This window comes from Saccharopolyspora sp. NPDC045941, assembly GCF_056431445.1.
The window spans coordinates 142,016-167,062 of the sequence record NZ_JBWKKU010000015.1 but is presented as its reverse complement, the minus strand read 5'-3'; the positions used below and the strand labels follow the sequence as shown (position 1 = coordinate 167,062).

The window sequence follows — 25,047 nt, the reverse complement described above, 5'->3', positions numbered from 1 at the left end:
TCGCAAGAACAATCATCCCAGGCCAGAGGGCATCTGCCCCACCACGACACGACCCCCACCACCACAAAACCCAACCCACCACCGGCGGATCCGGGCTATAACGACACGAAGCACGCACGGGCAGCCACCAGCGAAAACGGAGCGAACACCGGGTCAGTCCGCGTCCTCGCCGATGTCCTCGTACCAGAGGCGCGGGTTGGCCTCGATGAAGTCGGCCATCAGCCGGGTGCACTCCGGGTCGTCGAGGAGCACGATCTCGACGCCGTTCTCGGCGAGCCAGTCGTGGCCGCCGTGGAAGTTCCGGGCCTCGCCGACGACGACGCGGCCGATCCCGAACTGGCGCACCAGTCCGCTGCAGTACCAGCACGGCGACAGCGTGGTCACCATCGTCGTCCCAGCGTAGGAGCGCTGCCGCCCCGCGTTGCGGAAGGCCGCCGTCTCGCCGTGCACCGACGGATCGTCGTCCTGCACCCTGCGGTTGTGCCCGCTGCCCAGCACCTGCCCGTCGGCGCCGATCAGCGCCGCGCCGATGGGGACCCCGCCCTCGGCGAGCCCGGCCTTCGCCTCCGCGACCGCGACGGCCAGCCACCGCCGGTAGTCCTCTTCGGACACAACGCACCCCTTCCGCAATGCATCGCGAGTGGCAATGGTCGCTATTACTACCACGCCCGATCGGGCTCCACTCGTGAGCGGAAATGGCCGCGATAGCGACCATTTCCGCGCACGACATCGTCACACCCGCAGCAGGGCGCAGAACATCGCGTCGGTGCCGTGGCGGTGCGGCCACAGCTGGACGCCCGGCCCGTCGCCCAGGTCCGGCACGTCCGGGAAGTACTCGCGCGCGTCCAGCTGCGTGACGCCGGTGCGGCGCACGACGTCGGACACCACGCCCTCGGTCTCCGGCAGGTGCGGCGAGCACACGACGTACGCCACCACGCCGCCCGGCCGGGTCAGCTTGATCGCCGACAGCAGCAGCTCGCGCTGCAGCTTCGTCAGATCGCCGACGTCCGACGGCTGCCGCCGCCACCGCGCCTCCGGGCGGCGCCGCAGCGCGCCCAGCCCGGTGCACGGCGCGTCCACCAGCACGCGGTCGAAGCCCGGCTCCAGGCCAGGGTCGCGGCCGTCGGCGACGTGCACCGACACCGACAGCCCCTCGGTGGCCTTGCGCACCAGGTCCGCGCGGTGCGGCGCCTGCTCGACGGCGTCGAGCGAACCGCCGTCGAGGGTGATCAGCGATCCGAGCAGGTTCGCCTTGCCGCCCGGGCCCGCGCACAGGTCCAGCCAGCGCAGGTCCGGTCCCTCGACCTCCGGCCGGGTCACCGCGAGCGCCACCAGCTGGCTGCCCTCGTCCTGCACGGCCGCGAAGCCTTCCCGCACCGGCTCCAGGGCGCCGGGGTCGCCCGCGCCGGCCTCCAGCCGCACGCCGTAGGGCGAGTACGGCGCCGGGTCGCCGCCGGTGATCGCGGCGAGCTCGTCGGCGCTGATCTCGCCCGGGCGCGCGGTCAGGTGCACCGCGGGCCGGGCGTCGTCGGCGGCCAGCGCCGCCTCCAGCTCGTCGAGGCCGAGCGCATCGGCGAAGGACTGCGCGATCCACCTCGGGTGCGCGTAGCGCATCGCGAGGTGGCCGACCGGGTCCTCTTCGCGCGGCGGGGCGACCTTGTCGACCCAGCCCTGCTCGTCGAGTTCGGCGGCGCGGCGCATGACGGCGTTGGCGAAACCGGCGATCTTGGAACCGCTTTCGAACCGCACGATGTCCACAGTGGATGCGACGGCGGCGTGCGCCGGGATCCGGGTGCGCAGCAGCTGGTAGACGCCGAGGCGCAGCGCGTCGAGCATCTTCGGGTCCAGCTCGGCCAGCGGCCGGTTGCTGCAGTCGTCGATGACGGCGTCCAGCAGGCCCTGCGCGCGGCAGGCGCCGTAGGTCAGCTCGGTGGCCAGCGCGGCGTCCCGGCCGCTGATGCGGCGCTGCTTGAGCAGCGGCGGCAGCGCCAGGTTCGCGTACGCGTCGCGCTCCCGCACCGCGCGGAGCGTCTCCACCGCGGCCAGGCGGGCCGGGTCGACGTCCACCGGCCGGGCCGGGCCGGACTTGCGCTGCGGCGGGCGGGCCTTGGCCGGCCTCGACGGCCGGCGGCGGCGATCGTTCACTTGAGCTGTTCTCCTTGCTCGATGCGGGTCCCGCGGGCCCAGTCGGTGGCGGCCATCCGCTTCTTGCCCGCCGCCTGCACCTCGCCCAGCGCGACCGCGGACGTCCCGGTGCCGACCAGCACCCGCCGCCGCTCCACCCGGATCTCCCCGGGCGGCAGCTCGTCCTCGACGACGGACACCGGGCCGAGCTTGAACCGCTCGTCGCGCAGCAGCGCCCAGGCGCCCGGGTCCGGGGTGACCGACCGGATCAGCCGGTCCACGGCGGTGGCCGGTGCGGCGAAGTCGACCTTGGCGTCCTCGACGGTCACCTTCGGCGCGTAGCTGATGTCGTCGCCGGGCTGTTCCTCGGCGCGGAGCGTGCCGTCCTCGATGCCGTCCAGGGTGGCCGCCAGCAGCCCGGCGCCGGAGACCGCCAGCCGGTCCAGCAGCTCACCGGCGGTGTCGGTGGCGCGCACCTCTTCGGTGACCACGCCGTAGACCGGGCCGGCGTCCAGCTCGCGCACCAGCCGGAAGGTGCTGGCCCCGGTGATCTCGTCGCCGTGCCGGATGGCCGCCTGCACCGGGGCGGCGCCGCGCCACGCGGGCAGCAGCGAGAAGTGCAGGTTCACCCAGCCGAACTTCGGGATGGCCAGCGCCTTCTCCCGCAGCAGCGCGCCGTAGGCCACCACCGGGCAGCAGTCCGGGGCCAGCTCCGCGAGCCGCTCCAGGAAGTCCGGTTCGGATGCGCGCGCGGGCGTGAGCACCTCGATGCCGTGCTCGTCGGCGAGCGCGCCGACCGGCGAACGCAGCAGCTTTCGACCGCGGCCGGCGGGAGCGTCCGGCCTGGTGATCACCGCGGCGACCTCGTGGCGGCCGGAGTCCAGCAGCGCCTGCAGCGCGGGCACGGCGGGGGCGGGGGTTCCGGCGAAGACCACGCGCATGTCAGCGCCCCCCGAACAGCGGGTGCGGGCTTTCCTTGATCACCGGCGCGTTGCCGTCGAACCACTCGGCCTTGCGGATCTCGCGCATCGCGGCCTTGCGGGTCTGCTCGTCGAGCCGGTCGATGAACAGCACGCCGTCCAGGTGATCGGTTTCGTGCTGGATGCACCGGGCGAGCAGGTCGGTGCCCTCGACCTCGACCGGTTCGCCGTGCATGTTCCAGCCGCGGGCCACCACGTTGCGGGCGCGCAGGCAGTCCCAGTACATGCCGGGGATGGAGAGGCAGCCCTCCTGGCCGAACTGGTCCTCGTCGTCGATCGCGGTCCAGGTGGGGTTGATCAGGTGACCGGCGAACCCGTCGCAGTGGTAGGTGAAGACCCGCAGCCCGACGCCCAGCTGCGGCGCGGCCAGCCCGGCACCGCCCTGGTCCTCCATGGTGTCCCACAGGTCCTGGACGAGGGTGCGCAGCTCCTTGTCGAAGTCGACCACCTCGTCGGCTTTGGTGCGCAACACGGGGTCGCCGAAGAGTCTGATCGGCTGGACGGTCACATGGGCTCCCTGGCACGTCGACGACTGACGGACCCGACGAGTCTAGTCGTCACCCGGCCCGGACCGGCGGCGCGGGAGTTCCGCTGGAATGGCCGCTTTCGGAGCGGTCCTCCGCCACGATTCACTGGGAGACCCGAGTCACGGAGCGTGCATGTCGAGTACCGAACAGCTTCAAACCCTGACCCCGGACGATTACCCGGGCCTGTTCCAGGCGGCCGACGGCGCCTCGGTGCACCAGCAGCGCACCTTCCTGCGGGCCGTCCGCTCCCGGCTGGTGCTGACCGTTTCGGCCGCGACGTTCGCCGCGTTCGCGCTGCGCATCGGCGACTCCCGGATCGATCTGTTCGCGGTGGGCACCGCGCTGGCGTTCGTCGGCGCGATGGTGATCGAGCTGGCCATCGTGGGCACCCGGCCGGACAAGGTCTGGTACGAGGGGCGCGCGCTCGCGGAGTCGGTCAAGACCCTGACCTGGCGCTACGTCTCGGGCGCCGCGCCGTTCCCGGCGGACTCCGAGCGGCCCGACGACGAGTTCACGGATCGCATCCGCATCCTGCAGCACGACATGCCGAAGGTTCCGCTGCTGCCGAGCACGGCGTCGACGATCACCGCCAAGATGCGGGCGATGCGCGCGACGCCGCTGGCCGAGCGCAAGGAGGCGTACCTGGTCGGCCGGGTGCTCGACCAGCAGGACTGGTACGCGAACAAGGCGCGCTTCCACCAGCGCAGCGCGCGGGTCTTCCGGACCACGATGCTGATCATGGAGGTGGTGGGCGTCGCGGGCGCGCTGGCGAAGGCGTTCGGGCTGGTCGACTTCGACCTGGCGGGCATCGTGGCCGCGACGGTCTCGGCGTTCGCGGCGTGGACGGCCACCCGCCAGCACAGCGCGACGGCCACGGCGTACGTGGTGGCCTCCCACGAGCTGGCGGTGGTCCGCAACCTGCTCGACCGGGACCTGGACGAGCAGCAGTGGTCGGCGGCGGTGGTCGACGCCGAGTCGGTGATCAGCCGCGAGCACACCATGTGGCACGCCAACCGGACGAGATGACCGCGAACGATCGCGTGATCGACATCAGTAAGGTCACCGTGTGACTGGCATCTCAACCGGTCCGCCCGGTTACGACGCGTTCATCTCCTACAGCCACGCGGACAAGGACGTGGCCACCGCGGTGCGCAACGGTCTGACCCGGCTCGCCCGGCCCAGCTTCCAGCGCAGGGCGATGCGCGTCTTCCGCGACACCGAGAGCCTCCCGGCGGGCTCGCTGCCGAAGTCGATCGAGCGCGGTCTGCTGGGCTCGCGCTACTTCATCCTGCTGGCCTCGCCGCAGGCGGCCCGCTCGGAGTGGGTGCGGCACGAAGTCGGCCTCTGGCGCGAGCACAGGTCGCCGGAGCGCTTCCTGATCGCGGTGGTCGACGGGGAGGTCGCGTGGGGCGATGGCGATTTCGACTGGTCGCGCACCGACGCCCTGCCGCCGGGGCTCAGCGGCTGGTTCGACAGCGAGCCGCTGTGCGTGCCGTTGGCGACTGCTCGCCGAACGAACGCATTGTCGTTGCGCCACACCGAATTCCGCAGTGCCGTGTGCAAGCTCGCCGCAACGGTCCGCGACGTGCCGCCCGACGAGCTGGACAGCGAGGACATCCGGCTGCACCGCCGCCGGAAGGTGCTCACGCGGTCCGGAGTCGCGCTGCTGTGCGTGCTCACGCTGGTGACCGCGTTCCTGTCGGTCGTCGCTACGCAGCAGCGGGATCGCGCCGAGGACCAGGCACGCATCGCGCTGTCCCGCGCGCTGGGCGCGGAGGTGTCGGCGCAGCCGAATGCGACGCTCAGCACGCAGCTGGCCACCACGGCCTACGCCACCGCCCCCACCGCGCAAGCGCAGGGCGCCTTGATGGCGGCGCTGGAGCGCAATCGCCACGTCGTGTCCTTCGTCCGTCCACCGCAAAAGGAAAGATGGGCAGAGGGATTCAACACGGAGCTTTCAGCGAGTTCGCATGTCGCGCTGCTCCCGGACGGTTCGCTGCTCGCATTCGCCTCCGAGCGGGACGACCGGATCTCCGTCTGGGATACCCGGCAACGCCGCGTCGTCGGCGAGCTGATCCAGCCGCAGCCGGGTGTGCTGGCGCTGGAGTTCACACCGGACGGGCGCGTGCTGATCGTCCACGACGGCAAGGCTTTCCGGATCTGGGACGTGGCGACGTGGCGGCTGGTCCGGGAGCTGCCCCTCGAGTCTTTGAGACCGGCGCTCGCGGTGTCACCGGACAGCACCTTGCTCGCGGCCGCCGGGCAGGAGGAGGGATTCAGCCTGGGGCCGCCGCGCGTGTGGGACCTGCGGACCGGTGCGGAGCGCCTGCTGGACGAACCGCCGCACGAGATCACCCAGCCGCTGATCTTCACCCCCGACAGCAGGCGCCTGATGATGGGGCGGGCGAAGGGCAGGAGGGACGCCTCGGTCGGGAACGTCGAGCCCCGATCGCTGTCGGTGGACGTCGCGAGCGGGGTGTGGGGCCCGCAGGAGCCCGTCCTGATCTCCGGTTCCAGGTCCGCAACCGGCGGCGGACTGCTGGTGATGGCCGACGGCACGCAGGTGCAGCTGTGGGACCTCGCCTCCCGGACCCGCATCGCCACGGCCGACCGGCCGGACCCCATCAACGATGTCGCCATCTCGGCCGACGGCTCGACAGTGGTGCTCAAGGACCGGGCCAACCGGGTCATCGCGCTGGACCGGACGCTGGGCAACCCGGTCCAGCTCACCGAGGAAACCGCCATGGTGCAGGACCTGGCGCTGTCCGCCTCTGGTGACCTCGTCGCCGTCGCCACCACCGACAACGGCGTCAGCCTGCTGTCCTCCCGGGCGGACACCCGAGCGCCCCACCCGTCCCCGGCACCCAGCGGTCGCGAGGTGAACGCGCTCGCCGCGGACGGCCGCCGGGCCGTGACGGTCGGGGCCGCCGACGTGCAGGTATGGGACCTCGTGACGGGCACAATCGAACGCACGCTGCCACTGATCGGCCCACCAGGCGACGTCCGATTCCACAGCTGGAAAGTCGACGCGGCGCTGGACTCGACCGGGACTCGGCTAGCGGTGCAGGTCGACGGGCGGGTCGGGATCTGGGACTTGGCGACCGGGTTGGAGGTGCAGCACTCGACTGGCGCGTTCGATCCCGTGTACGGCGGCTTCAGACTGACCGGAGTCCGCTTCCTGGCCGGTGACGACGCGGTCCTGGTCAACCGCGACGGCGGGCCCGAGGTCATCGCGGTGACGAGCGGCGAGGTCATCGGGAAGATCGCGATACCGAGGCCCAAGCGCTCCGGCTTCGCCACCGACCCGGCGGGTCGCACGGTGGCGGTCGTCGAAGGCGCGGAACCGGGCATCATCGGGATCTACCGCTGGGACGGCCGGGAACTGAGCCGGTTCGCGGAGGTCCGCGGTGGTTCCCGGATCCCGGACCTCGCCGTCGATCCGAGCGGGACCCGCATCGCGTTCTCCGACCTCGACGACCGGATCTTCCTGCGCGATGTCGCCGGCGGGCTGGCGACCGAAATGCAGCTGCCGGATGACAGCCACATGGATGTGCCCGGCGTCACGGGTATGCCCGGCCCGGGCCCACTCACCTTCGGCCCGGATGGCGCCACTCTCATCGGCCACACCGATGGCGGAACGGCGATCCGGTTGTGGGAGGTATCGACCGGAACGCAGATCGGGACCTGGGCCGTGGACGGCGCGACCAACTACGTGCGGCCGGTGTTGACCGGAACCGGCGACCTCGTGGTTGCGGCGACCGGCGAACCACGGGTGTGGACGGTCCGCCCGGACCGCTGGCTGGCGGCCCTCTGCGCCACGGGCGCCGGCGAGCTCCAAGAACCGGAACGCACCCAGTTCCTCGCGGGCATCGAGGTGCCGCCCGCGTGCACCTCCGAACCCGGCTGACCTCCCCGGAGTCGATGCCCCGGGGAGGGTTGCCGTGCTTCAGCGCGCCGGGACGACCACCGCTGCCGCGCCGCCGCCGCGGCGCTCGCGCTCGGCCGCCGCGATCCAGCGGCCGTCGGGCAGTCGCTCCACGCCCGTCGCCGAGCCGATCTCACCGGTCGTCTTGAACTGGTGGCCGATGGCCTTCAGCTTCTCCGCCTCCGGCTGGGCCAGGAAGCCCGGCTCCGCCTCGGTCTGCGCCGAGTTGCGCTGCGACGCCCGGGGCTCCGCGATGGCGTCCACCAGGGACAGGCCGCGGTCCAGGCGGCCGGTGAGCACCTGCAGGACGGTGGTGATGATCGTCGCGCCGCCCGGGCTGCCCGCCGCCAGCAGCGGCTTGCCGTCCTGCAGCACGATCGTCGGGCTCATCGAGCTGCGCGGGCGCTTGCCCGGGCCCGGCAGGTTCGGGTCCGGCTGGCCCGGGGTGACCGGCGCGAAGTTGAAGTCGGTCAGCTCGTTGTTCAGCAGGAATCCGCGGCCGGGCACCACGATGCCGCTGCCGCCGGTCTGCTCGATGGTCAGCGTGTAGGCCACCACGTTGCCCCAGGCGTCGGCGACGGTCAGGTGCGTGGTGTTCGGGCCCTCGTAGGGCTCGGCGCCTTCGGCGGTGCCCGCCTGGCAGCCCTGCGGGTTGCGCGGGTCGCCGGCCGCGACCGGGGTCTGCAGCACGGCGTCGTCGCTGATCAGGCAGGCCCGGGAAGCTGCGAACTCCGCGCTGAGCAGTTCTTCGGTGGGCACGTCGTTGAACTCCGGGTCGCCCACCCAGCGGTTGCGGTCGGCGAAGCCGATCTTGCTCGCTTCCAGGAACCGGTGCAGGTACGCGGTCTTGTCGCCGTCGGAGAGGTCGGTGCGCTCCAGGATCTTCAGCGCCTCGCCGACGGTCGTGCCGCCCGAACTGACCGGCGCCATGCCGTAGACGTCGAGGCCGCGGTAGTTCAGGTGGGTCGGCGCCTGCTCGTTGACGCCGTAGTCGCCCAGGTCGTCGGCGGTCATGCCGCCGGGGCGCACCTGGCGGTTCGCGGCCGGGTCAGCCGGCGGGTGGTTGACCGTCTTGACGAGGTCCTCGCCGATCTCGCCGTGGTACAGCGCGTTGATGCCCCTGGTGCCCAGGGTGCGGTAGGTGTCGGCGAGGTCGGGGTTGCGCAGGACGCTGCCGACCTCGGGGAGCTTGCCGCCGGGCAGGAACAGGTCGCGAGTCGCCGGGAACGCGCTGAAGCGCTCCTGGTTCTCGGCGGTCTGCTGGCGGAACGTCTCGTCGACGACGAAGCCCTTGCTGGCCAGCTGCTCCGCCGGGCGCAGCACCTCGGAAAGGTCCTTGGTGCCCCAGCGGTCCAGCGCCGCCTGCCAGGTCATCGGGGTTCCCGGCACGCCGACGCCGAGCCCGCTGGTGACGGCCTCGTCGAACGGGATCGGCTTGCCGTTCTCCAGGAACGAGTCCTCGCGGAGGCTGGCGGGCGCGGTCTCGCGCCCGTCGATGGTCTCGACCGCGCCGGTCTTCGCGTCGTAGTGCACGAAGAAGCCACCGCCGCCGACGCCGGCCGAATACGGCTCGGTGACGCCCAGCGCCGCCGCGACCGCGACCGCCGCGTCGGTGGCCGTGCCGCCGCGCCGGAGCACCTCGATCCCGGCCTGCGTCGCGTACGGGTCGACGCTGGACACGGCGCCTCCGTAGCCGACCGCCTCGGCCTGCTTGGGCGGTTCCGGCGGCCCGCCGGGCGCCGCCTGCGCCACCGGCGCGACCAGGGCGCACGACGTGATCGCGGCCAGGGTGAGTCGAACGGGCCTCACGGACATCGCCACCTCCAACATCGACAATGCCGCATACTCTGCCCAGTCTGCGCCCCCGATACAACTGCCCCACGGCAAGCTTCTGCCGTGCTGGCTGGAGGTTCCGCGAAAAGTTCGCGAGCCCGGCTGCACACCGGTTCCGGACTTGGCTAGCCGGCCGGGCCCAGGGCCGCGTCGTGGTAGCGGCAGTTGGCGGCCCACAGCAGGAACGAGTTCATGCCGTTGGCCCGCGCCCCGTCGATCTGCGCCGACACCTCCGCCGGGCCGTAGGAGACGCCGAGGCTGAAGTCCTGCAGCCACGGGATGATCTGCACGTCGGTGCCCTCGACCGCCTTGGCGAACGCCGCCAGCGAGCGCGCCACGATGTCGTAGGGCTGGGAGTTGGGGTTGCCGACGCCGAACTCCCCCGGGCCCCAGTGCGACGGGTAGACCATCGGCGAGATGTAGTCGACGTACCGCGAGATCTGCCTGATGTCCTGGGCGATCTCGGTGGGCCGGTCGACCGAGATGCCGAACACCGACGCGCCCAGCAGCGCGCCCCGCGACCGGACCTCCGGCTGGGTCTGCCGCAGGAAGTCGGCGATCGCGGCCTCCGGCGTGGTGGTCAGGCCGGGGATGCGCATCTGCTCGATGTGCCCGTCGGGCCGCCGCACGTAGTCGTAGAGGACGTCGTCGAAGCCCAGCGCGGCGGCCTCGGCGGCGATGTCGATGTTGTACCGGGTGACCACGGGGTCGGCGAAGTTGGTGAACGCGTAGCTGCCGTAGGCGCCGCTGGTCCAGGGCCGGCCGTCGGCGGTCTGCACCACCCGCTCCGGGTGCCCGCCGTTCCAGGACGCCGCGCCCAGCACGGGATCCTTGAAGGCGACCAGCCTGCCGACCACCCGCACGCCCATGCCGTGCAGCTGGTCCAGCACCTGCCGGGCCGGGTAGTAGCCCTTGACGGCGCCGATCTGGTGCGCCATCGGCACCGCCGAGTCGTAGACGACCTCGCCGCTCTCGTCCTTGAGGTCCAGCTCGATGGTGTCGATCTTGCCCTGCCGGGCCATCGCGAGGATCGGTTCGCGCAGCGAGTCACTGGTCCAGGCCAGTCCGGTGAGGTGCACCGCGCGCATCCCGGGATGTCTGATGTGGACGGTCATCGTCTTCTCCGCGCGGTTGCCCGCCGCGTCGGTCGCGACCACCTGGACCTCGCGGTCGGGCCGGTCGACGACCGCGCTGAACCCGCCCTGCGGATCCGGCGTCACGACCCGCCCGGCCACGGTGACCTGCGTGGCGCCCTGCACCGCGCCGACGACCGTCACCGGCCGGTTCGGCCCGTCCGGCCGCAGCGAGTCCTCGACCTGCAGCACCGGCGGCGAACTGTCCACTGTGAACGTTCGAGTGGTGGTGTCCGAACCGAACCAGGACGGGCTGCGCGGCACCACGACGCGCAGCTCGTGCGGCCCGTCCGGCAGGTCCGCCGCCTGCACCGCGCGGGCGCCCTGCCGGTCCGCCGTGGAGACCTCGCGGCCGTCCAGCAGCACCTGCACGCCATCGGCCGCACCGGAGCGGATCTGGATCGAACCCACCTCGGCGGGCGCGATCGGGCGGTCCGGCAGCCCGGACAACTCGACGTCCTCTGTGGACATCGATCTCACCAGCAGGAAGCCCAGGAACAGCAGCGCGATGGCGCCCGCCCCGAACAACGCGAATCTGTCGACCCGCACCGCCTTGGCGCGGGCCGCACCGGAATCAACATCCGACATCGCTTTCGCCTCCCCGACTTTCAGGCGAACTCGCGCGGCTGCACGAAATTCGTGCGTGATCAAGTTGGACCGGCCGACGACCGGCCGTTCCACCTTCGCAGCCATGGAGCGGAAGATCAATGACCACTTGGAGTATCCCCAGCGGGAAAGCCGGTCTCTACCGTTGGAGGAGATGCGATCAGCAGTGCGGAAAATTCGCGCCGGCGTCGTGGTGACGGCGGCGGCCCTGCTCGCGGCCTGCGGCACCGGACAAGGCGGCGAGATCGTCCCACCCCAACCCAACGCGGTCGTCAGACCGCCGGATCCCGTCCCCCGCCCGACGCCGGAATCGGTGCGGGCGAACGAGCTCGGTGACGTCCCGGTGCTCATGTACCACCGGATCACTCCGACGCCGCGCAGCGTCTACGACCGCAGCCCGGAGGACTTCCGCGCGGAACTGGAGCGGCTCGCCGCCGAGGACTACGTGCCGGTGACGGCGACCGAGTACGCCACGGGGCGGTTCGACATCCCGGCCGGGAAGCACCCGGCGGTGCTCACCTTCGACGACGGCTCGATCAGTCAGTTCACATTGGACGGTGCGGGGGAACCGGCGGCGGGCACCGCGATCCGCATCCTGCTGGACGTCGCCGCAGCGCATCCCGGGTTCCGCCCGGTGGCGACCTGCTACGTGAACAACCCGCCGTTCGAGGAGCCCGGCGGCCGGCGCGGCCTCGGCTGGTTGCACGAGCACGGCTTCGAGATCGGCAACCACACGCTCGACCACGAGAACCTGGGCCGGGCTTCGGAAGCCGAGGTGCGGCACCAGATCGCCGGGATGCAGCGGCTCATCGCGGACGCGGTGCCGGGCGCGCAGGTCCGGTCGATCGCGCTGCCGCTGGGCGTGCACCCGGATGACGAGCGCCTCGCGGGCGACGGCTCGGCGGAGGGCGTCGCCTACCACTACGACAGCGTCATGCTGGTCGGTTCGAATCCCGCGCCGTCGCCGTGGTCGGCCGATTTCGACCGGGCGAACGTGCCCCGAATCCGTTCCCAGGGCCCGGCCGGGCAGGACGCGCAGTACGGCTCGGCGACGTGGCTGGACAAGCTCGCCGCGGACCCGGGCCGCCGCTACACCTCGGACGGCGACCCGGACCGGATCTCCGCCCCGGCGGGCGGGAGCGCCGAGCCTTCGGCGGCGGTCGGCGATCGGCTCTACCGGTACTGACCCCGCCGCACACGGTGTCCCGACCGGTTCAGCAGTCGCGGTGCGGGCCGTGGATGTCCGGTGCCGCATCGGCCGGGAGTGGTTCGCGGTGATCGGCGCGCAGGCCGTCGAGGGAGATGTGCAGCAGCCTGGTCCACATCTGCGGGCGGCACTCGTCGGTGATCTGGACGGCGTGGCCCAGCGAGACCAGCAGGAGCAGCAGGTCGTCGGCGGTCAAGCCGGGGCGCAGCAGTCCTGCGGCGTCGGCGCGGGCGCACAGTTGCTCGATGACGAGGCGAAGCTGCTGGATGCCCTCGATGTCGGGGACCGTCCAGGTCAGCGCGAAGTTCTCCATGATCGCGCGGTGGCGCGCGTAGCCGGTCAGGGCCTGCTGGTAGAAGTCGGTCAGTGCGGCCCAGGGATCCTCGGCGTCGATCGCCGCCTGGCGCGCGGATGCCGCCCATTCCAAGAAGTCCTTGCGCAGGACCGTCTCGACGAGCTCTTCCTTCTTCGGGAAATGCCGGTAGAGGGTGCCCATGCCCACCCCGCTGCGGCGGGCGATCTCGCGCACGTCCACCGCAGTGCCCTGCTCGGCCAGCACTTCGGCGGCGGCGTCGATGATCGCTTCCCGGTTGCGGATCGCGTCCACGCGCGGCGCGCGGCGCCGGGTGGAGCTTTCCGGTTCAGCCATGCGACCGAGGATAACCTCCTTATCCGGAGCACATGCTCCGCTCCGTGCTACGTTGAGGAGCAGATGCTCCGGATAACGAAGGGGATGCCATGTCCAACCCGTCCACGAGCAACGAGGCCAAGTCCCCGGATATCAACGGCTGGAACGACCGGATCATCGCCGAGGTCCGGGCGAACGCCGGGTACGCGGCGTGGAGCAGCGACGAGGAGTTCGCCGCGGGCCGGCCCGTCCCGCCCCGGTTCCCCGGGTTCGACGAGCGGGGCATGCCGCTCATCCTGGTGCACCACACCGGCGCCAAGACCGGGCGCGAGCGGATCAGCCCGCTGTTCTACCAGCCGGTCGGCGATGGCTGGGCCGTCTTCGGCACCCACGGCGGCAGTCCGCACCATCCGGCGTGGTACCGGAATCTGATGGCGAATCCGCAGGTCACGGTCGAGGTGGGCGCCGAGGGGGTGCCGGCCGTCGCCCGGCTCGCGGAGGGCGCGGAGCGCGAGCGGATCTGGGCGAAAGAGGTCGCGCTCGTCCCGAAGTTCGCCGAGTTCGAGGTAGCCGCCGGCAGGCAGATCCCAGTCGTCGTGCTGGAGCGCGTCCACGGATGAACCCCCGCCCCGCCCCGGGAAACGACCTCACGGCCGGCTCTCAGAGCATTTCCAGCGGGTCCAGGCGGACTTGGAGCTCGGCCGCTTTGCGGGCCGCCCGGATCGCTTGGGCCGCGTGCAGCGAGCTCGCCAGGGCGCGGCCTTCGGACCGGTCGACGCGGACGATCAGGCGTTCCCGCTCGGAATTGCCGTCGTCGTCGACCGCGCCGAGCGGCACCGGGCCGAGGATCTCCGCCGACATCGGCAGATCCGCCGAGTCCAGCAGCGCCTCGATGGCCTCCGGGGTGCCGTCGACGGCCGCGACCCGGCGTGCCGGGGGGAAGCCGAGCTCGGCGCGCTCGGCGAGTTCCAGCGAGGCGTACCACGCCGGATCCCAGCGCACCAGCGCCTGCACCGGCTGCAGCGACGAGTCGGCCATGACCACCACTCGCCCACCGTCGCGGGCGGGCCGGACCAGCGCGGCGGCCGCGAACCACAACCGAAGCGCCGTCTCGGCGGAGCGGAGCTCGGGGCGGCCCAGCAGGGTCCGGCCGTCCAGCAGCAGCGCGGCGCCGTAGCCGCCTTCGGCGACCGGCTCGGCGCCGGGAGTGCACACGACCAGCGCGGGCTTCGCGGGCACCGCGGCCAGGATCTCGCCGGCTCCGGAGGTCCGCACCGACACGTTGCTGAACGCCCGCCCGAGCTCCTCCGCGGTGCGGCTGGCGCCGACCGCTACGGCGCGCAGCCGCCGCGAGCCGCACGAGCCGCACTTGAACGCCGCTTCCGCGGCTCCGCACCAACTGCACGCCGCCGGCTTCGGCGCTCCGCCTTCGCTGCCTCCCGGCAGCGCCAGCGGCCCCGCGCACCGCCGGCACCTCGCCCGCTCGCGGCAGTCGCCGCACGCGAGCGCCGGCACGTAGCCGCGCCGCGGCACCTGCACCAGCACCGGCGCTCCCGCGCCGAGCGCGGCTCGCGCCGCCTCGAACGCCACCGAGGGCAACCGCGCTGCGCGCGCCGCCGGGTCCCGCGCCAGCTGGGTGTCGTCTTCGCCGATCGCGGTCACCCGCGGCGCCGCTGCCCGCACGTCCGTGCGGTGCGCGACGAGTTCGTGCGCCCAGCCCGATTCGGCCAGCAGCGCAGCTTCGGCGGTGCGGGCGAAGGCTCCGACGATCAGCGCCGCGCCCGCCGCGTGCGCGCGCTGGTTCAACACGTCGCGGGTGTGCGGGTAGGGCACCTGCGGGTAGCTGTGCAGGTCGTCGCCGTCGTCCCACACCGCCGCGAATCCCAGGTCGTGGACCGGCGCGAACATCGCCGCGCGGGTGCCGATCACGACGCGCGCCGCGCCGCGCAGCACCGCCAGCCAGCGGCGGTAGCGCTTCGACGGGGCGAGGTCGGCGGCGAGGGCGACGACACCGTCCTCGCCGAGCAGCGCGGTGCAGGCGTCCTGCAACCGCTGGAGGTCCCGGTGGTCGGGGACGACGATCAGCGCGCCGCGCCCGGCCGCCGCTGCCGTGGCGGCCGCTTCGGCCAGCCGGGCGGGCCAGTCCTCGCCGGGCAGCGCCTGCCAGACCGCGCGGGCCGACCGCCCCGCGTGCACCGCGTCCAAAAAGGACGGTCCGTGCTGGTAGCGGGCCCACGCCCCGGCCTCGGGCCGCGGCGGCGGCGGGCCGGGTTCGCGGGGCGCCGATTTCTCGGCCCCGGCGTGCCGGGGCGGGATCGCCAGGCGCACCACGTCCGCGAGCATGCCGCCGTAGCGGGTGGCCACCGCGCGGGCCACCTCCAGCAGCTCCGGGGTCAGCACCGGTTCCGGCGACGGGACCCGCTCGACCCAGGACAGGGTGCCCTGGAAGTCGGTGGTCTCGTTGCGTTCCAGCAGGTAGCCGTCGACCAACTTGCCCCGGAAGCGCACCCGCACCCGGCAGCCCGGGACCGCGTCGGCGTCCAGCCGGTCGGGCACCAGGTAGTCGAACGGCCGGTCCAGGTGCACCGGCAGCGGGACGTCGACGAGCACGCGGGCCACCGGGCGGGTCTCCGCCGCGGTCCGCTCTGCCGTCGCCCCCTTCCGCTTCCGGGGTTGTGCACCTGCCATGTCTCTTCTCTACCAGAGCACCCGGACGCGCCTGTCAACAGCGCGTCAGAACGGGCGAGCCGGGCGTCAGGACCGCGCCCTGAACCACCTCGGCCCCGGCCGACCGGGCGTAGGCATGAGTAGCCCTGTGCCAACCCGAGTCCTCCTCAACCGCACCTCAGGGGAACGTGACGCAAACCAGCCACAAGAAACTGCGAAACGCGGGATTGAGCTGGACGCAACCACAACTGTGAAACGCGGAGAGGCGGAACTGCATGAGCCATCCACCGCCGAGCGCTGAGGAAGTCGCCGTGACTCTCGCCGAACTCCTGCCCACCTTCCGCCACAGCCTGCCCAAGAAGCTGCCCGGTTCGATCTGGCCGGAGGGCGCCGTGGCGCTGCCCTCCGGCGACGTGACGGTCGGTGGCGTCTCGCTCACCGAGCTCGCCGAACGGTTCGGTACCCCCGGCTACGTGCTGGACGTGCAGGCGGTCCGCGCCCGGTGCCGCGCGTACCGCTCGATGGACGCCGAGATCGCCTTCGCGGGCAAGGCGTTCCTGTGCCGCCGGATGGCGCGGCTGCTCGCCGAGGAAGGCATGTCGCTGGACGTCTGCTCCGCGGGCGAGCTCGCCACCGCGCTCGCCGCGGGCTTCCCGGCGGAGCGGGTCTTGTTGCACGGCAACGCGAAGACCGACCGGGAGCTGCGGACCGCGGCGAACGCCGGGGTCGGGCGCGTGGTGGTGGACTCGCCGGCGGAGATCGACCGGATCGTCGGCGCGCAAGACGTCCTGGTCCGGGTCACGCCGGGCATCGACGGGCACACGCACCGCGCGGTCGCCTCCGGGGTGGAGGACCAGAAGTTCGGGCTCTCGCTGGCCGGCGGTCAGGCCCCGGTGGTCGCGGTGGACGACGGCGCGGCCGAACCGTGGGTCCGCCGCGAGACCGAAGCGGACCTCCTGAGCCGCGACGTGCCCTGACGCCCGGAACGACGGGAGCTGGGGTTTCCCCTGGTCAGGACCCGTGAGTACTTTTGGGTGCGATAGCGACCGAAAATACTCACGGGTCCTGACCTGGCCGGATGCAGACGCGGTCGGGCAAGATCCGCCGGGGTGCCCGAGCGTGAGGAGATGGTGATGCCGGGAGCGGCGCGGCCGACGATCGCCGACGTGGCACGGGCGGCCGGGGTGTCCCGGACGACGGTGTCCCACGCGCTCAACGGGATCGGCAAGGTCGATCCGCGGACGCGGGAGCGGGTGGCGAAGGTCGCCGCCGAGCTCGGCTACCACCCGAGCCTGCGCGCGCAGCGGCTGCGCCACGGCCAGTCCCGGACCATCGGCCTGGTGTCGTCGATGCCGGTCGCGGTGGCCGGCGGCCCGTCCCGGCTGGGCTTCTTCATGGAGGTCGCCGCGGCCGCCGCCGAGACCTCGCTGCTGCACGGGTACGCGCTGGTGCTGGTCCCGCCGGTGGAGTCCGGCACGCCGCTGGACTCCCTGGACATCGACGGCGCGATCGTCGTCGAACCCGACGAGGACGACCCGGCGACCAAACGCCTGCAGGCCCGCGGCGTGCCGATCGTGACGCTGGCCAGGCAGCCGGGCACCGAGCTCCCCCACGTCGACCTGCGGGCCCGGCTGGTGGGGCGGCTGCTGCTGGACCACCTGCGCGAGCAGGGCGCCCGCCACATCGCCCTGCTCGTCGGCAGCAGCCACCGCAACTCGTACGTGGACGCGATCGACGCCTACCGGGAGTTCGCCGACCGCCACGGGATGGCGCCGCTGATCGTCACGGCCGACGAGTCCGGCGGCGAGGAGGCCGGGTGCGCTGCCGCCTCGGCGCTCATGGCGGAACATCCGGAGGTCGACGCGATCTGCGCGACCGTCGACGCTTTCGCCGTGGGCGTGGTGCGGGCTCTGACCGACCACGGGCTCCGCGTCCCGGCGGACGTGATGGTGGCGACCCGCTACGACGGTCTGCGCGCCCGAACCTGCACGCCCGCGCTCACCGCCATCGATCTGCACCTCGGGCAGGCCGCAGCCGGTGCCGTCGAACTCCTGCTGGCCAATCTCAAGCAGGAGACCACTCCGCAGGTGATCACCAACCCGGAGCCCGTCCTGATCGCGCGCCGTTCGACGATGCGCTCACCCGGCGAACAGCAGCACGGCGCCGGAGACGATCGCGAACAGCTGCACCAGTAGCCGCATCAACGGGCCGTCGAGGCGGTGGTGCACGAACCGGCTCAGCGCCGCGCCGACCGCCAGCGCCGGCAGCAACAACACCGCGGGCCACAGCTGTTCGGGCGCGACCTTGCCGGTGGCCAGCAGCACCACCAGCGAAATGACCTCGCCTGCGATGAAGCAGACCGCGACCGTCGAACGCAGCACTGCGGCCGGCCGGTGCTGGTACACGAGCGCCAGCGGCGGTCCGCCCACGCCGGTGGCCGTCTCGGTGACGCCGGTGATCGCCCCGGCGGCGAGGAACGCGCCCCGGCCGGGCGTGAACTTCGGCGCGATCAGGGTCACCACCGCCGCCAGCACGGTCGAGCCGCCGATGAGCAGGTTCAGCTGGCCCACCGGGACCGCCACCAGCACCCACAGCCCGCCGAAGGTCCCGGCGAACCGCCCGGCGGTGATCCACCCGGCGCCGACCTTGTCCAGGCTGCCGCGTTCGCGCCCGGCGATGTAGAGGTTGAGCGGGATCATCAGCACCAGCAGGAAGACCGGCAGCAGCGACGGCTCCACCAGCCCGACCACCGGCGCGACGATGAGCGCGAACCCGACTCCGGTGGCGCCTTGCACGAACGCCGCCACGGCGACGGCGAGCGCCATCAGCGCCAGCACCGCGACGCTCATGGCAGTTCCGCCTCCAGTCCCGCCTCTCCGCGATTCTCAGTGGTGGTTGCGTCCAGCCCAATCTCCCGTTGCGTCGTTTCTTGTGGCTGATTTTCGTCACGGTCCCCTGGGGTGCGGTTGAGGAGGACCGAGGTTGCCCCAGGGCTACTCATCGCTGGTCCGTGTCCTGCGGGGCACCCGCACCTGGGCGGCTTACCTGAGCGCGAAGCGGAAAATTGTCGCTCATGACCGCTCCGGCGGTGCTCGACCGACACCGGGTGGATCCGCCGCAACGGCGCCCGCTCCACCGCCTCGCGCGCCATCTTCGCAGCCTGCGCAACGAGTTCCGGGCCGTCCCAGTCGATCGGCCAGCCGCGCCACAACCGCAGCCTGCCGCCGACGAACACGGCGGCGATCTGATCGCGGTTGGCCAGCCGGACCAGCTCCCAGCCCAGGTCCCAGGACGGGCACAGCTCCGGGACCCGCAGGTCCACCACGAGGAAGTCCGCGGCCCGGCCGGCGGCGATTTCGCCGGTGAATCCGCCCAGACCCACCGCGTCGGCACCGAGCGACGTCGCGTGCTCCAGCCAGGTCCAGCCGCCACCGCACGAGGAATCACCGCTGGCCAGGCCGTATCCCAGCCGCTGCGCCAGCTCGGCGGCGTCCACCAGCCGGAAGGCGTCGCCGCGGGTGCCGTCGGTGCCGAGCCCGAAGCGCACCCCGAACACCGACAGCAGCTCGGCGGGCGCGATCGCGTTCCCCTTCCACCCGCTCGCAACCGGGTTGTAGCTGATCGCCGCGCCGGTGTCGGCGAGCAGCCGCACCTCGGTCGGGGTCAGCAGCGTGGCGTGCGCCGCGAGGACCTGCGGCCCCAGCGCTCCGATCTCGTGCAGGTGCTCCAGCGGTCGGCGCCCGTGCGCCTCGAGCGACCGCTCGACGGAAGCCAGGTGCTCGTTGACGTGGACCTGGAACACCGCCCCCGCCTCGGCGCACAGCCGCGACACGTCCCGCAGCACGCCGTCGGGCGCGGCCTCCGGGATCGGGATCGCCAGCGACGGGTGGACCAGCGGCGAATCCGCCCAGCGCGCGAGGTGCTCCTCGTCCGGACCGTCGCACACCCGCCCGAGCACGCAGCGGATCCCGGCGTCCTGGGCCGCCGCGGCGACCACCCCGACGTCGACCGGCGCTCGGGTGCCCGCCTCGGCGACGGTGGTGAACCCGCCGCGAAGTGCTTCCAGTGCAGCGAGTTTCGCCGCGACGTAGGCGTTCTCCTCGGTCAGCGCGCCCTCCAGCGGCACCCAGATCCGGCGGAAGATCTCCGACGGCTCGCCGAAGGCCAGCGACTTGCCGAAGCTCTGCGTCAGGTGGTGGTGGGCGTCGACGAACCCCGGCATCAGCAACCGGCCGTCCAGCCGGACCGGGTCGAGTTCCCGGTGCGCCGCAACGACTTCCGCCGCGGGGCCGACCGCGTGGAACACGCCGTCGGCGACGACCACGGCGTGGTCGCGGACCGGGCCGTCGGGCAGCAGGAGGAACTCCGGCAGCAGCAGGACTTCGGCGGCATCGAGCAGTTCTCGGTTCACGATCTCACTTTTCCGTTGTGGTAGAAGTGGTCGGGCGGCGGAGGTAGTGGAACGCGATGTTCAGCCCACCGCCACGAAGGCGCCGACGGCGACGCCGCTGACCAGGAAGGTGCTCAGGCTCGACGGCAGCCGGTCGTACACGCCCGGCACGAGGATCGGCAGCAGCCCGAAGGCGAGCGCCACCGCGCAGATCACCGAGTTCGCGTGGTCGGCGAGGTCGACCTGGCGCAGCAGCTGGATCCCGAGCACGGTGATGACCGCGAACACGACGATCGCGGTGCCGCCGACCACGGCGGCCGGAATCCCGTTGATCACCTCGGCGATCGGGGTGACCACGCCGATGACCACCAGCACCACCCCGGCGACCGCCGTCACGTAGCGGCTGCGCACCCGGTCATCCGGACGATGCCGATGTTCTCGCCGCTGGTCACCATCAGCGAAGTGCCGAAGAAGCCGCCCAGCAGCGAGATCAGCGCGTCGCCGCGGATCGTCCTGGGCACGTCGCAGCGGGGGTCGATCTCCTTGCCGACGATCTCGCCGTTGAGCACGGTCTGACCGGTCGCCTCGGCCATCGACACAAGCGCGAAGACCATCAGCGGCAGGGCGGCGAACAGGCTGAACTCCGGCGCACCGAACGGAAGGGGGTCGGGCAGGTTGAACACGCCGCCCGCGCCCACCTCGCCGAAGCTGGTGGTGCCGAGCAGCACCGCCATGCCGGTACCGGCCGCGAGCCCGAGCACGACCGCCAGCTGCCGCAGCATCCCGGTCAGGAAACGCAGGAACAGCACCGTGAACGCCACGGTGGCGAAGCCGAGCAGCAGGTCGCGGGGGTTGCCGAAGTCCGGGCTGCCGGGCTTGCCGGTGACCAGCAGGCCGCCGACCTTCACCAGGTTCACCCCGACGATCACGATCATGGTGCCGATGACGACGGTCGGGAAGAACCGCAGCAGCCGGGTGAACAGCGGCAGCGCGACGAAGTAGAAGACGCCGGTGAGGATCACGGCGCCGGAAGCCGTGGGCAGGCCGTGCTCCTGGGCGATCGCCAGGAAGAGCACGACCGGTGCGCCGCCGGGCAGCATCACGAACGGCAGCCGGACGCCGAAGCGCCACGGGCCGAACGACTGCAGGAGCGTGCCCAGCCCGGCGAGCACGAACGTCGCGGACAGCAGCTTGATCGTCAGCTCGGGCGTCATGCCGAGCGTCTTGCTGACGAGGAACACGCTGGAGATGGGGGTCGCGGCCATCACGAGCACGTGCTGCAGGCCGAACGGGAGCAGCTTGGCCAGCGGTAGGCGTTGATCGACGGGATGCGGTGTGGACACTGCGGAGCCTCCTCGCGCTGAGTCCGGGCGCTCGCCGACCGCTCCGGCGGTCGGCGCGGGACTGCCCCGGAGGCTTGAGACGCTGTGAACGCCACGCCCACCACCAGGGCCAAACCGATTTGGCCAATCGATGCGGGAGAGTATTTGCGACACCTCCAGGCGCTGTCAAGACCACCCGCCGCGACAAGACGCGTTCCGGCTGCTCAAGGCCCCGTGAGCATTTCTTGCCGTCATAGAGCCTGTTTCCGAACTTGCTCTGCGTGGCGGTGCGGGTAGCGGAACCTCAGGTGCCTTCTCGCTGTGGGATCCCCGACTCATGAATGGCCAATTCAGCAAGTCGGGGCTGTCCTCGCGAGAAGACCCCTGAGAACCCGCGGCGGCGCAAGCGTCGAGGGTGGGCTAAGCGGCTTCGCCGCTTCAAAGACAAAAGCCCGGGTTACCACACCTCACACCACGACATCCAAAACAGCCTCTCTAGCAACGAAAAGCGCTCATGACCGCTTGACCGCGCGGGCGTAGCGGTCGGCGAGGCGGCTGGTCGCCGCGGCGAGTTCGGGGGCGTCGAGCACGTCGAAGTCGAGATCGAGGGCGCCGAGGTAGACCGCGAGCAGTTGCGGCGTGTCCGCGCCCGCGTCCAGCAGGCAGGTCCGGTCGTCGATCGGCGCGACGATCCACGTCGTCGGCGGCACCCGCTGCACGACGACCTCCGCGGGCGCATGCACGCGCACCTGGGCGCGATACGCCCACAACACCGCCGTGACACCGCGCGCGACGTACGCGGCGAAACCGCCCTCCGGCGGCTCGCGCGGCGTGAAGCGGGGACCTGCCGGAATCCTGGGCGACAGGCGATCGACGCGGAAGCTCCGCCAGTCCTCGCGGTCGCGGTCCCAGCCGACCAGGTACCAGCGACGACCGGTGCTGACGAGCCGATGCGGCTCGACGGTGCGCAGGCTCGCGACGTCGTCGTGCGCGCGGTAGTCGAACCGCAGCTGCTCGCGGTCCCGGCACGCCCGCGCGATCGCCGTCAGCACGTCGGCGTCGACCACCGGCCCGCCGCCGGGCACCGGCACGGTGTAGGTCTGCAGCGCGTTGACCCGCTGCCGCAGCCGCGCCGGCAGCACCTGCTCCAGCTTGGCCAGCGCGCGAACCGACGTCTCGGCCATTCCCGACACCGTGCCGCTCGAAGCCGTGCGCAGCCCGATCGCCACCGCGACGGCTTCGTCGTCGTCCAGCAACAGCGGCGGCAGCGCCGCTCCCGCGCCGAGCCGGTAGCCGCCCGCCACGCCCGGCGTCGAATGCACGGGATAGCCGAGGCTGCGCAGGCGGTCCACGTCCGCGCGGACCGTCCGGGTGGTCACGCCGAGGCGTTCGGCGAGGTCTCCGCCCGGCCAGTCGCGCCGCGCCTGCAGCAGCGACAGGAGGCGGAGCAGGCGAGCCGAGGTCTCCAACATTCCTCCAGTGTTGCCGCAATCGCGGAAGGAAGTCTTCCTCGATCGGCGGGATGGTGGGGCCATGAATCTCCGAGGCAAGACGGCAGTCGTCACCGGTGGCTCGCGCGGCATCGGCCGGGCGATCGTGCGGCGGTTGACGGCAGACGGCGCGGAAGTCCTGTTCAGCTACGCGAAGGACGCGGACGCGGCGAGGGCGGTCGCCGCCGCAACCGGCGCCCGCGCGGTGCGGGCCGACATGGGTGCGGCCGAAGACCTCCAGCGGCTCTTCGACGCCGCCGGTGAGCTGGACATCTTGGTCAACAACGCCGGAATCCCCTCCACCACGCCGCTTCTCGACATGTCCGAGGCCGACTACGACCGCGTCATGGCGGTCAACGCGAAGGGAACCTTCCTCGCGATGCAGAACGCGGCTCGGCGGATGGGCGACGGCGGGCGGATCGTCAGCATCTCGACGATGAGCACGGTGTGGGCCAGCCCCGGCGAATCCGCTTATGCGGCGAGCAAAGCGGCCGTCGAGCAGCTCACCCGCGTCGCGGCGAAGGAACTCGGGCCGCGCGGCATCACCGTCAACGCCGTCTCCCCCGGCCCTACCGACACCGGCCTGCTGCGCGGCGCCGTCGGCGGCGATGCCCTGGCCGCCACCGCGCAGATGATCCCGCTGGGCAGGCTGGGGCGGCCGGCGGACGTCGCCGACGTCGTGGCTTTCCTGGTCGGCCCGGACGCGCGCTGGATCACCGGGCAGAACCTCCGCGCCACCGGCGGGCTGGTGTGATCGCCCGGTCGGGGGACTCCCCGCGCTACCGATCCGGAACCCGGTGTGAAACGATTTCGGGTGTTTCACGTGGTCTTCTACCAGCCCGAGATCCCGGGCAACGCCGGCAACGCGATCCGGATGGCGGCCGGTTCCGGCTGCGCACTGCACCTGATCGAGCCCCTCGGCTTCTCCGTGGAGGACGCGAAGCTGCGCCGAGCCGGGCTGGACTACCACGACCGGGCCGCCCTGCACGTCCACCCGGACCTCGAATCGGCCTGGCGGGCGCTGAACCCGCAGCGGGTCATCGCGTTCACCTCGAAGGCTGAGCACTCCTACGAGGCGGTGGCCTACCGGCCGGGCGACGTGCTGCTGTTCGGGCCCGAGTCCACCGGGCTGCCCGAGGACGTGCTCGCCGACGTGACGCTGCGGGTCCGGATCCCGATGCTGCCCGGCATCCGCTCGATGAACCTGGCCAACTCGGCGGCCGTCGCGGTCTACGAGGCGTGGCGCCAGCAGGGCTTCGCAATGCCCTCGTGAGCCCGCTCAGGCCAGCACGGCACGGCGCGGCGCGCGGGTCCACGGCCAGGTCAGCAACGCCCAGGCGGCCAGGCCTACGACCAGCTCGACGCCCAAGTACCACGGCCAGCCGCCCATCACGTCGAGCAGGGAGGGGTTGTCCGGCTTCGCGCTGACGAAGCCGTAGTTGGTGCCCGCCCACGCGTTGAACACCAGCATCGCCGCGCCCCAGGAGACGGTCACCGCGGCCGCGAACCAGTAGCCTCGCCAGGTCGGCCGCACCCCGGCGCCCCAGGTCAGGTAGGCGGCCGCCCAGATGACCAGCAGGTGCTGGCCCCAGAACTCGACGAAGTCGATGGACGGGAAGTCCGGCGCGTCCAGCGCGGGAGTGATCATCGCCTGCGGGGTCAGCGTCAGCCCCCAGTAGTAGAGCAGCGCGCAGGCCTGCGGCCGGTGCGTCCACAACGCGAAGACGGCGACGATCCATGCGAGATCGCAGAGGTGCAGCGGCAGCGATTCGCCGATGTCCCACTCCGCCGGCAACAAGCGATAGGTCAGCGTCGCCGTGCCGAACGCCAGGACGACCAGGGCGAAGCCGCGCGTGAAGATCGCGGCGGATCGCGAACCGCGCTGCCGGTGCCCGAAGGCGGCGACCGTCACGGAGCCGACGACGATCAGCGCCATGAGCACCCAGTGCGACGGCCCGTAGGGAACGAAGCGATCCACCGGAAACGGCCCCACTCCCCCAGAGTAAGCACGCCCCTTTTCCAGAGCAGGCACGCAATTTCAATTGGAAATCAGAGCTCTGATTTCCATTGAAATTGCGGAAGTTGTCCACAGCCGACGGCGTGTCGGGACCCGACACGCCGTCGGGGCTTAGGTTTCCATTAGACCCGGGTCCCCCAGCAAACTTTTTTCCAACCTGGGGTTTTAGGTGTTGCTGAGGGACCTAGTGGCCTCTTT

20 protein-coding genes and 1 pseudogene are annotated in these 25,047 nt (G+C 72.0%); 8 read left to right on the top strand and 13 right to left on the bottom strand.

Going from position 1 to position 25,047, the window contains the following annotated elements; genetic code table 11:
• Positions 1-153: 153 nt before the first annotated feature.
• The 4 genes from AC07FN_RS15030 to def all read right to left on the bottom strand — a co-directional run bounded on the left by AC07FN_RS15030 (position 154) and on the right by def (position 3,612).
• Positions 154-612, bottom strand: coding sequence for a nucleoside deaminase (locus AC07FN_RS15030; RefSeq protein WP_478396134.1), 459 nt, complete (start codon positions 610-612; stop codon positions 154-156).
• A 120-nt stretch (positions 613-732) separates the two neighbouring features.
• Positions 733-2,145, bottom strand: coding sequence for an RsmB/NOP family class I SAM-dependent RNA methyltransferase (locus tag AC07FN_RS15025; RefSeq protein ID WP_478396133.1), 1,413 nt, complete (start codon positions 2,143-2,145; stop codon positions 733-735).
• Complete coding sequence (gene fmt / locus AC07FN_RS15020) at positions 2,142-3,065, bottom strand: methionyl-tRNA formyltransferase (protein WP_478392693.1); 924 nt, start codon at positions 3,063-3,065, stop codon at positions 2,142-2,144. Before fmt ends, AC07FN_RS15025 begins: the two co-directional genes overlap by 4 nt.
• Before the next feature lies 1 nt (position 3,066).
• On the bottom strand, positions 3,067-3,612 hold the full coding sequence (gene def, locus AC07FN_RS15015) for a peptide deformylase (protein ID WP_452612680.1): 546 nt from the start codon (positions 3,610-3,612) through the stop codon (positions 3,067-3,069).
• 151 nt (positions 3,613-3,763) lie between these two features.
• On the opposite strand from def, the gene AC07FN_RS15010 reads away from it, so the two are divergent.
• Entirely contained in the window at positions 3,764-4,657 is an 894-nt protein-coding gene (locus AC07FN_RS15010) for a DUF4231 domain-containing protein (protein WP_478396132.1), read from the top strand.
• A gap of 40 nt (positions 4,658-4,697) precedes the next feature.
• Positions 4,698-7,538, top strand: a complete 2,841-nt coding sequence (locus AC07FN_RS15005; RefSeq protein WP_478396131.1) for a toll/interleukin-1 receptor domain-containing protein — start codon at positions 4,698-4,700, stop codon at positions 7,536-7,538.
• Between the two features lie 39 nt (positions 7,539-7,577).
• On the opposite strand, the gene ggt is transcribed toward AC07FN_RS15005, so the two are convergent.
• Positions 7,578-9,371: a gamma-glutamyltransferase gene (gene ggt / locus AC07FN_RS15000; protein ID WP_478396130.1), complete on the bottom strand. Its 1,794-nt coding sequence runs from the start codon at positions 9,369-9,371 to the stop codon at positions 7,578-7,580.
• A 143-nt stretch (positions 9,372-9,514) separates the two neighbouring features.
• On the bottom strand, positions 9,515-11,110 hold the full coding sequence (locus tag AC07FN_RS14995) for a putative glycoside hydrolase (protein WP_478396129.1): 1,596 nt from the start codon (positions 11,108-11,110) through the stop codon (positions 9,515-9,517).
• Positions 11,111-11,294: 184 nt separating this feature from the next.
• On the opposite strand from AC07FN_RS14995, the gene AC07FN_RS14990 reads away from it, so the two are divergent.
• The gene (locus AC07FN_RS14990; protein WP_478396128.1) at positions 11,295-12,314 is read left to right on the top strand and encodes a polysaccharide deacetylase family protein; all 1,020 of its coding nucleotides are present in this window, start codon (positions 11,295-11,297) and stop codon (positions 12,312-12,314) included.
• Between the two features lie 28 nt (positions 12,315-12,342).
• On the opposite strand, the gene AC07FN_RS14985 is transcribed toward AC07FN_RS14990, so the two are convergent.
• Complete coding sequence (locus AC07FN_RS14985; RefSeq protein WP_478396127.1) at positions 12,343-12,984, bottom strand: TetR/AcrR family transcriptional regulator; 642 nt, start codon at positions 12,982-12,984, stop codon at positions 12,343-12,345.
• Positions 12,985-13,073: 89 nt separating this feature from the next.
• Here AC07FN_RS14985 and AC07FN_RS14980 point away from each other — a divergent pair, with 89 nt between their 5' ends.
• Complete coding sequence (locus tag AC07FN_RS14980; protein ID WP_478396126.1) at positions 13,074-13,583, top strand: nitroreductase/quinone reductase family protein; 510 nt, start codon at positions 13,074-13,076, stop codon at positions 13,581-13,583.
• 40 nt (positions 13,584-13,623) lie between these two features.
• Here AC07FN_RS14980 and AC07FN_RS14975 read toward each other — a convergent pair whose 3' ends face one another.
• Entirely contained in the window at positions 13,624-15,651 is a 2,028-nt protein-coding gene (locus AC07FN_RS14975) for a primosomal protein N' (protein WP_478396125.1), read from the bottom strand.
• Positions 15,652-15,905: 254 nt separating this feature from the next.
• Here AC07FN_RS14975 and AC07FN_RS14970 point away from each other — a divergent pair, with 254 nt between their 5' ends.
• The gene (locus AC07FN_RS14970; RefSeq protein WP_478396124.1) at positions 15,906-16,607 is read left to right on the top strand and encodes a diaminopimelate decarboxylase family protein; all 702 of its coding nucleotides are present in this window, start codon (positions 15,906-15,908) and stop codon (positions 16,605-16,607) included.
• A gap of 132 nt (positions 16,608-16,739) precedes the next feature.
• Entirely contained in the window at positions 16,740-17,825 is a 1,086-nt protein-coding gene (locus AC07FN_RS14965; RefSeq protein ID WP_478396123.1) for a LacI family DNA-binding transcriptional regulator, read from the top strand.
• Here AC07FN_RS14965 and AC07FN_RS14960 read toward each other — a convergent pair.
• The 4 genes and pseudogenes from AC07FN_RS14960 to AC07FN_RS14945 all read right to left on the bottom strand — a co-directional run bounded on the left by AC07FN_RS14960 (position 17,769) and on the right by AC07FN_RS14945 (position 22,814).
• Positions 17,769-18,479: a TSUP family transporter gene (locus tag AC07FN_RS14960; protein ID WP_478396122.1), complete on the bottom strand. Its 711-nt coding sequence runs from the start codon at positions 18,477-18,479 to the stop codon at positions 17,769-17,771. The genes AC07FN_RS14965 and AC07FN_RS14960 overlap by 57 nt on opposite strands.
• The gene (locus tag AC07FN_RS14955; protein WP_478396121.1) at positions 18,476-20,041 is read right to left on the bottom strand and encodes an amidohydrolase family protein; all 1,566 of its coding nucleotides are present in this window, start codon (positions 20,039-20,041) and stop codon (positions 18,476-18,478) included. Before AC07FN_RS14955 ends, AC07FN_RS14960 begins: the two co-directional genes overlap by 4 nt.
• A 60-nt stretch (positions 20,042-20,101) precedes the next feature.
• Positions 20,102-21,285: pseudogene (locus tag AC07FN_RS14950) on the bottom strand (uracil-xanthine permease family protein).
• A 569-nt stretch (positions 21,286-21,854) separates the two neighbouring features.
• A complete protein-coding gene (locus AC07FN_RS14945) occupies positions 21,855-22,814 on the bottom strand; it encodes a helix-turn-helix transcriptional regulator (RefSeq protein WP_478396120.1) in 960 nt (319 codons plus the stop codon).
• Positions 22,815-22,875: 61 nt separating this feature from the next.
• On the opposite strand from AC07FN_RS14945, the gene AC07FN_RS14940 reads away from it, so the two are divergent.
• Positions 22,876-23,586, top strand: coding sequence for an SDR family oxidoreductase (locus tag AC07FN_RS14940; RefSeq protein WP_478396119.1), 711 nt, complete (start codon positions 22,876-22,878; stop codon positions 23,584-23,586).
• 60 nt (positions 23,587-23,646) lie between these two features.
• Entirely contained in the window at positions 23,647-24,105 is a 459-nt protein-coding gene (locus AC07FN_RS14935; RefSeq protein WP_452612664.1) for a tRNA (cytidine(34)-2'-O)-methyltransferase, read from the top strand.
• A 6-nt stretch (positions 24,106-24,111) separates the two neighbouring features.
• Here AC07FN_RS14935 and AC07FN_RS14930 read toward each other — a convergent pair whose 3' ends face one another.
• The gene (locus tag AC07FN_RS14930; RefSeq protein ID WP_478396118.1) at positions 24,112-24,810 is read right to left on the bottom strand and encodes a YwaF family protein; all 699 of its coding nucleotides are present in this window, start codon (positions 24,808-24,810) and stop codon (positions 24,112-24,114) included.
• Between the last annotated feature and the right edge of the window lie 237 nt (positions 24,811-25,047).

Coding starts and splice junctions, on each gene's coding strand:
- fmt (WP_478392693.1), bottom strand. CDS start 3,065: ATGCGCGTGGTCTTCGCCGGAACCCCCGCCCCCGCCGTGCCCGCGCTG.
- AC07FN_RS15010 (WP_478396132.1), top strand. CDS start 3,764: ATGTCGAGTACCGAACAGCTTCAAACCCTGACCCCGGACGATTACCCG.
- ggt (WP_478396130.1), bottom strand. CDS start 9,371: ATGTCCGTGAGGCCCGTTCGACTCACCCTGGCCGCGATCACGTCGTGC.
- AC07FN_RS14995 (WP_478396129.1), bottom strand. CDS start 11,110: ATGTCGGATGTTGATTCCGGTGCGGCCCGCGCCAAGGCGGTGCGGGTC.
- AC07FN_RS14985 (WP_478396127.1), bottom strand. CDS start 12,984: ATGGCTGAACCGGAAAGCTCCACCCGGCGCCGCGCGCCGCGCGTGGAC.
- AC07FN_RS14980 (WP_478396126.1), top strand. CDS start 13,074: ATGTCCAACCCGTCCACGAGCAACGAGGCCAAGTCCCCGGATATCAAC.
- AC07FN_RS14975 (WP_478396125.1), bottom strand. CDS start 15,651: ATGGCAGGTGCACAACCCCGGAAGCGGAAGGGGGCGACGGCAGAGCGG.
- AC07FN_RS14970 (WP_478396124.1), top strand. CDS start 15,906: ATGAGCCATCCACCGCCGAGCGCTGAGGAAGTCGCCGTGACTCTCGCC.
- AC07FN_RS14960 (WP_478396122.1), bottom strand. CDS start 18,479: ATGAGCGTCGCGGTGCTGGCGCTGATGGCGCTCGCCGTCGCCGTGGCG.
- AC07FN_RS14945 (WP_478396120.1), bottom strand. CDS start 22,814: ATGTTGGAGACCTCGGCTCGCCTGCTCCGCCTCCTGTCGCTGCTGCAG.
- AC07FN_RS14940 (WP_478396119.1), top strand. CDS start 22,876: ATGAATCTCCGAGGCAAGACGGCAGTCGTCACCGGTGGCTCGCGCGGC.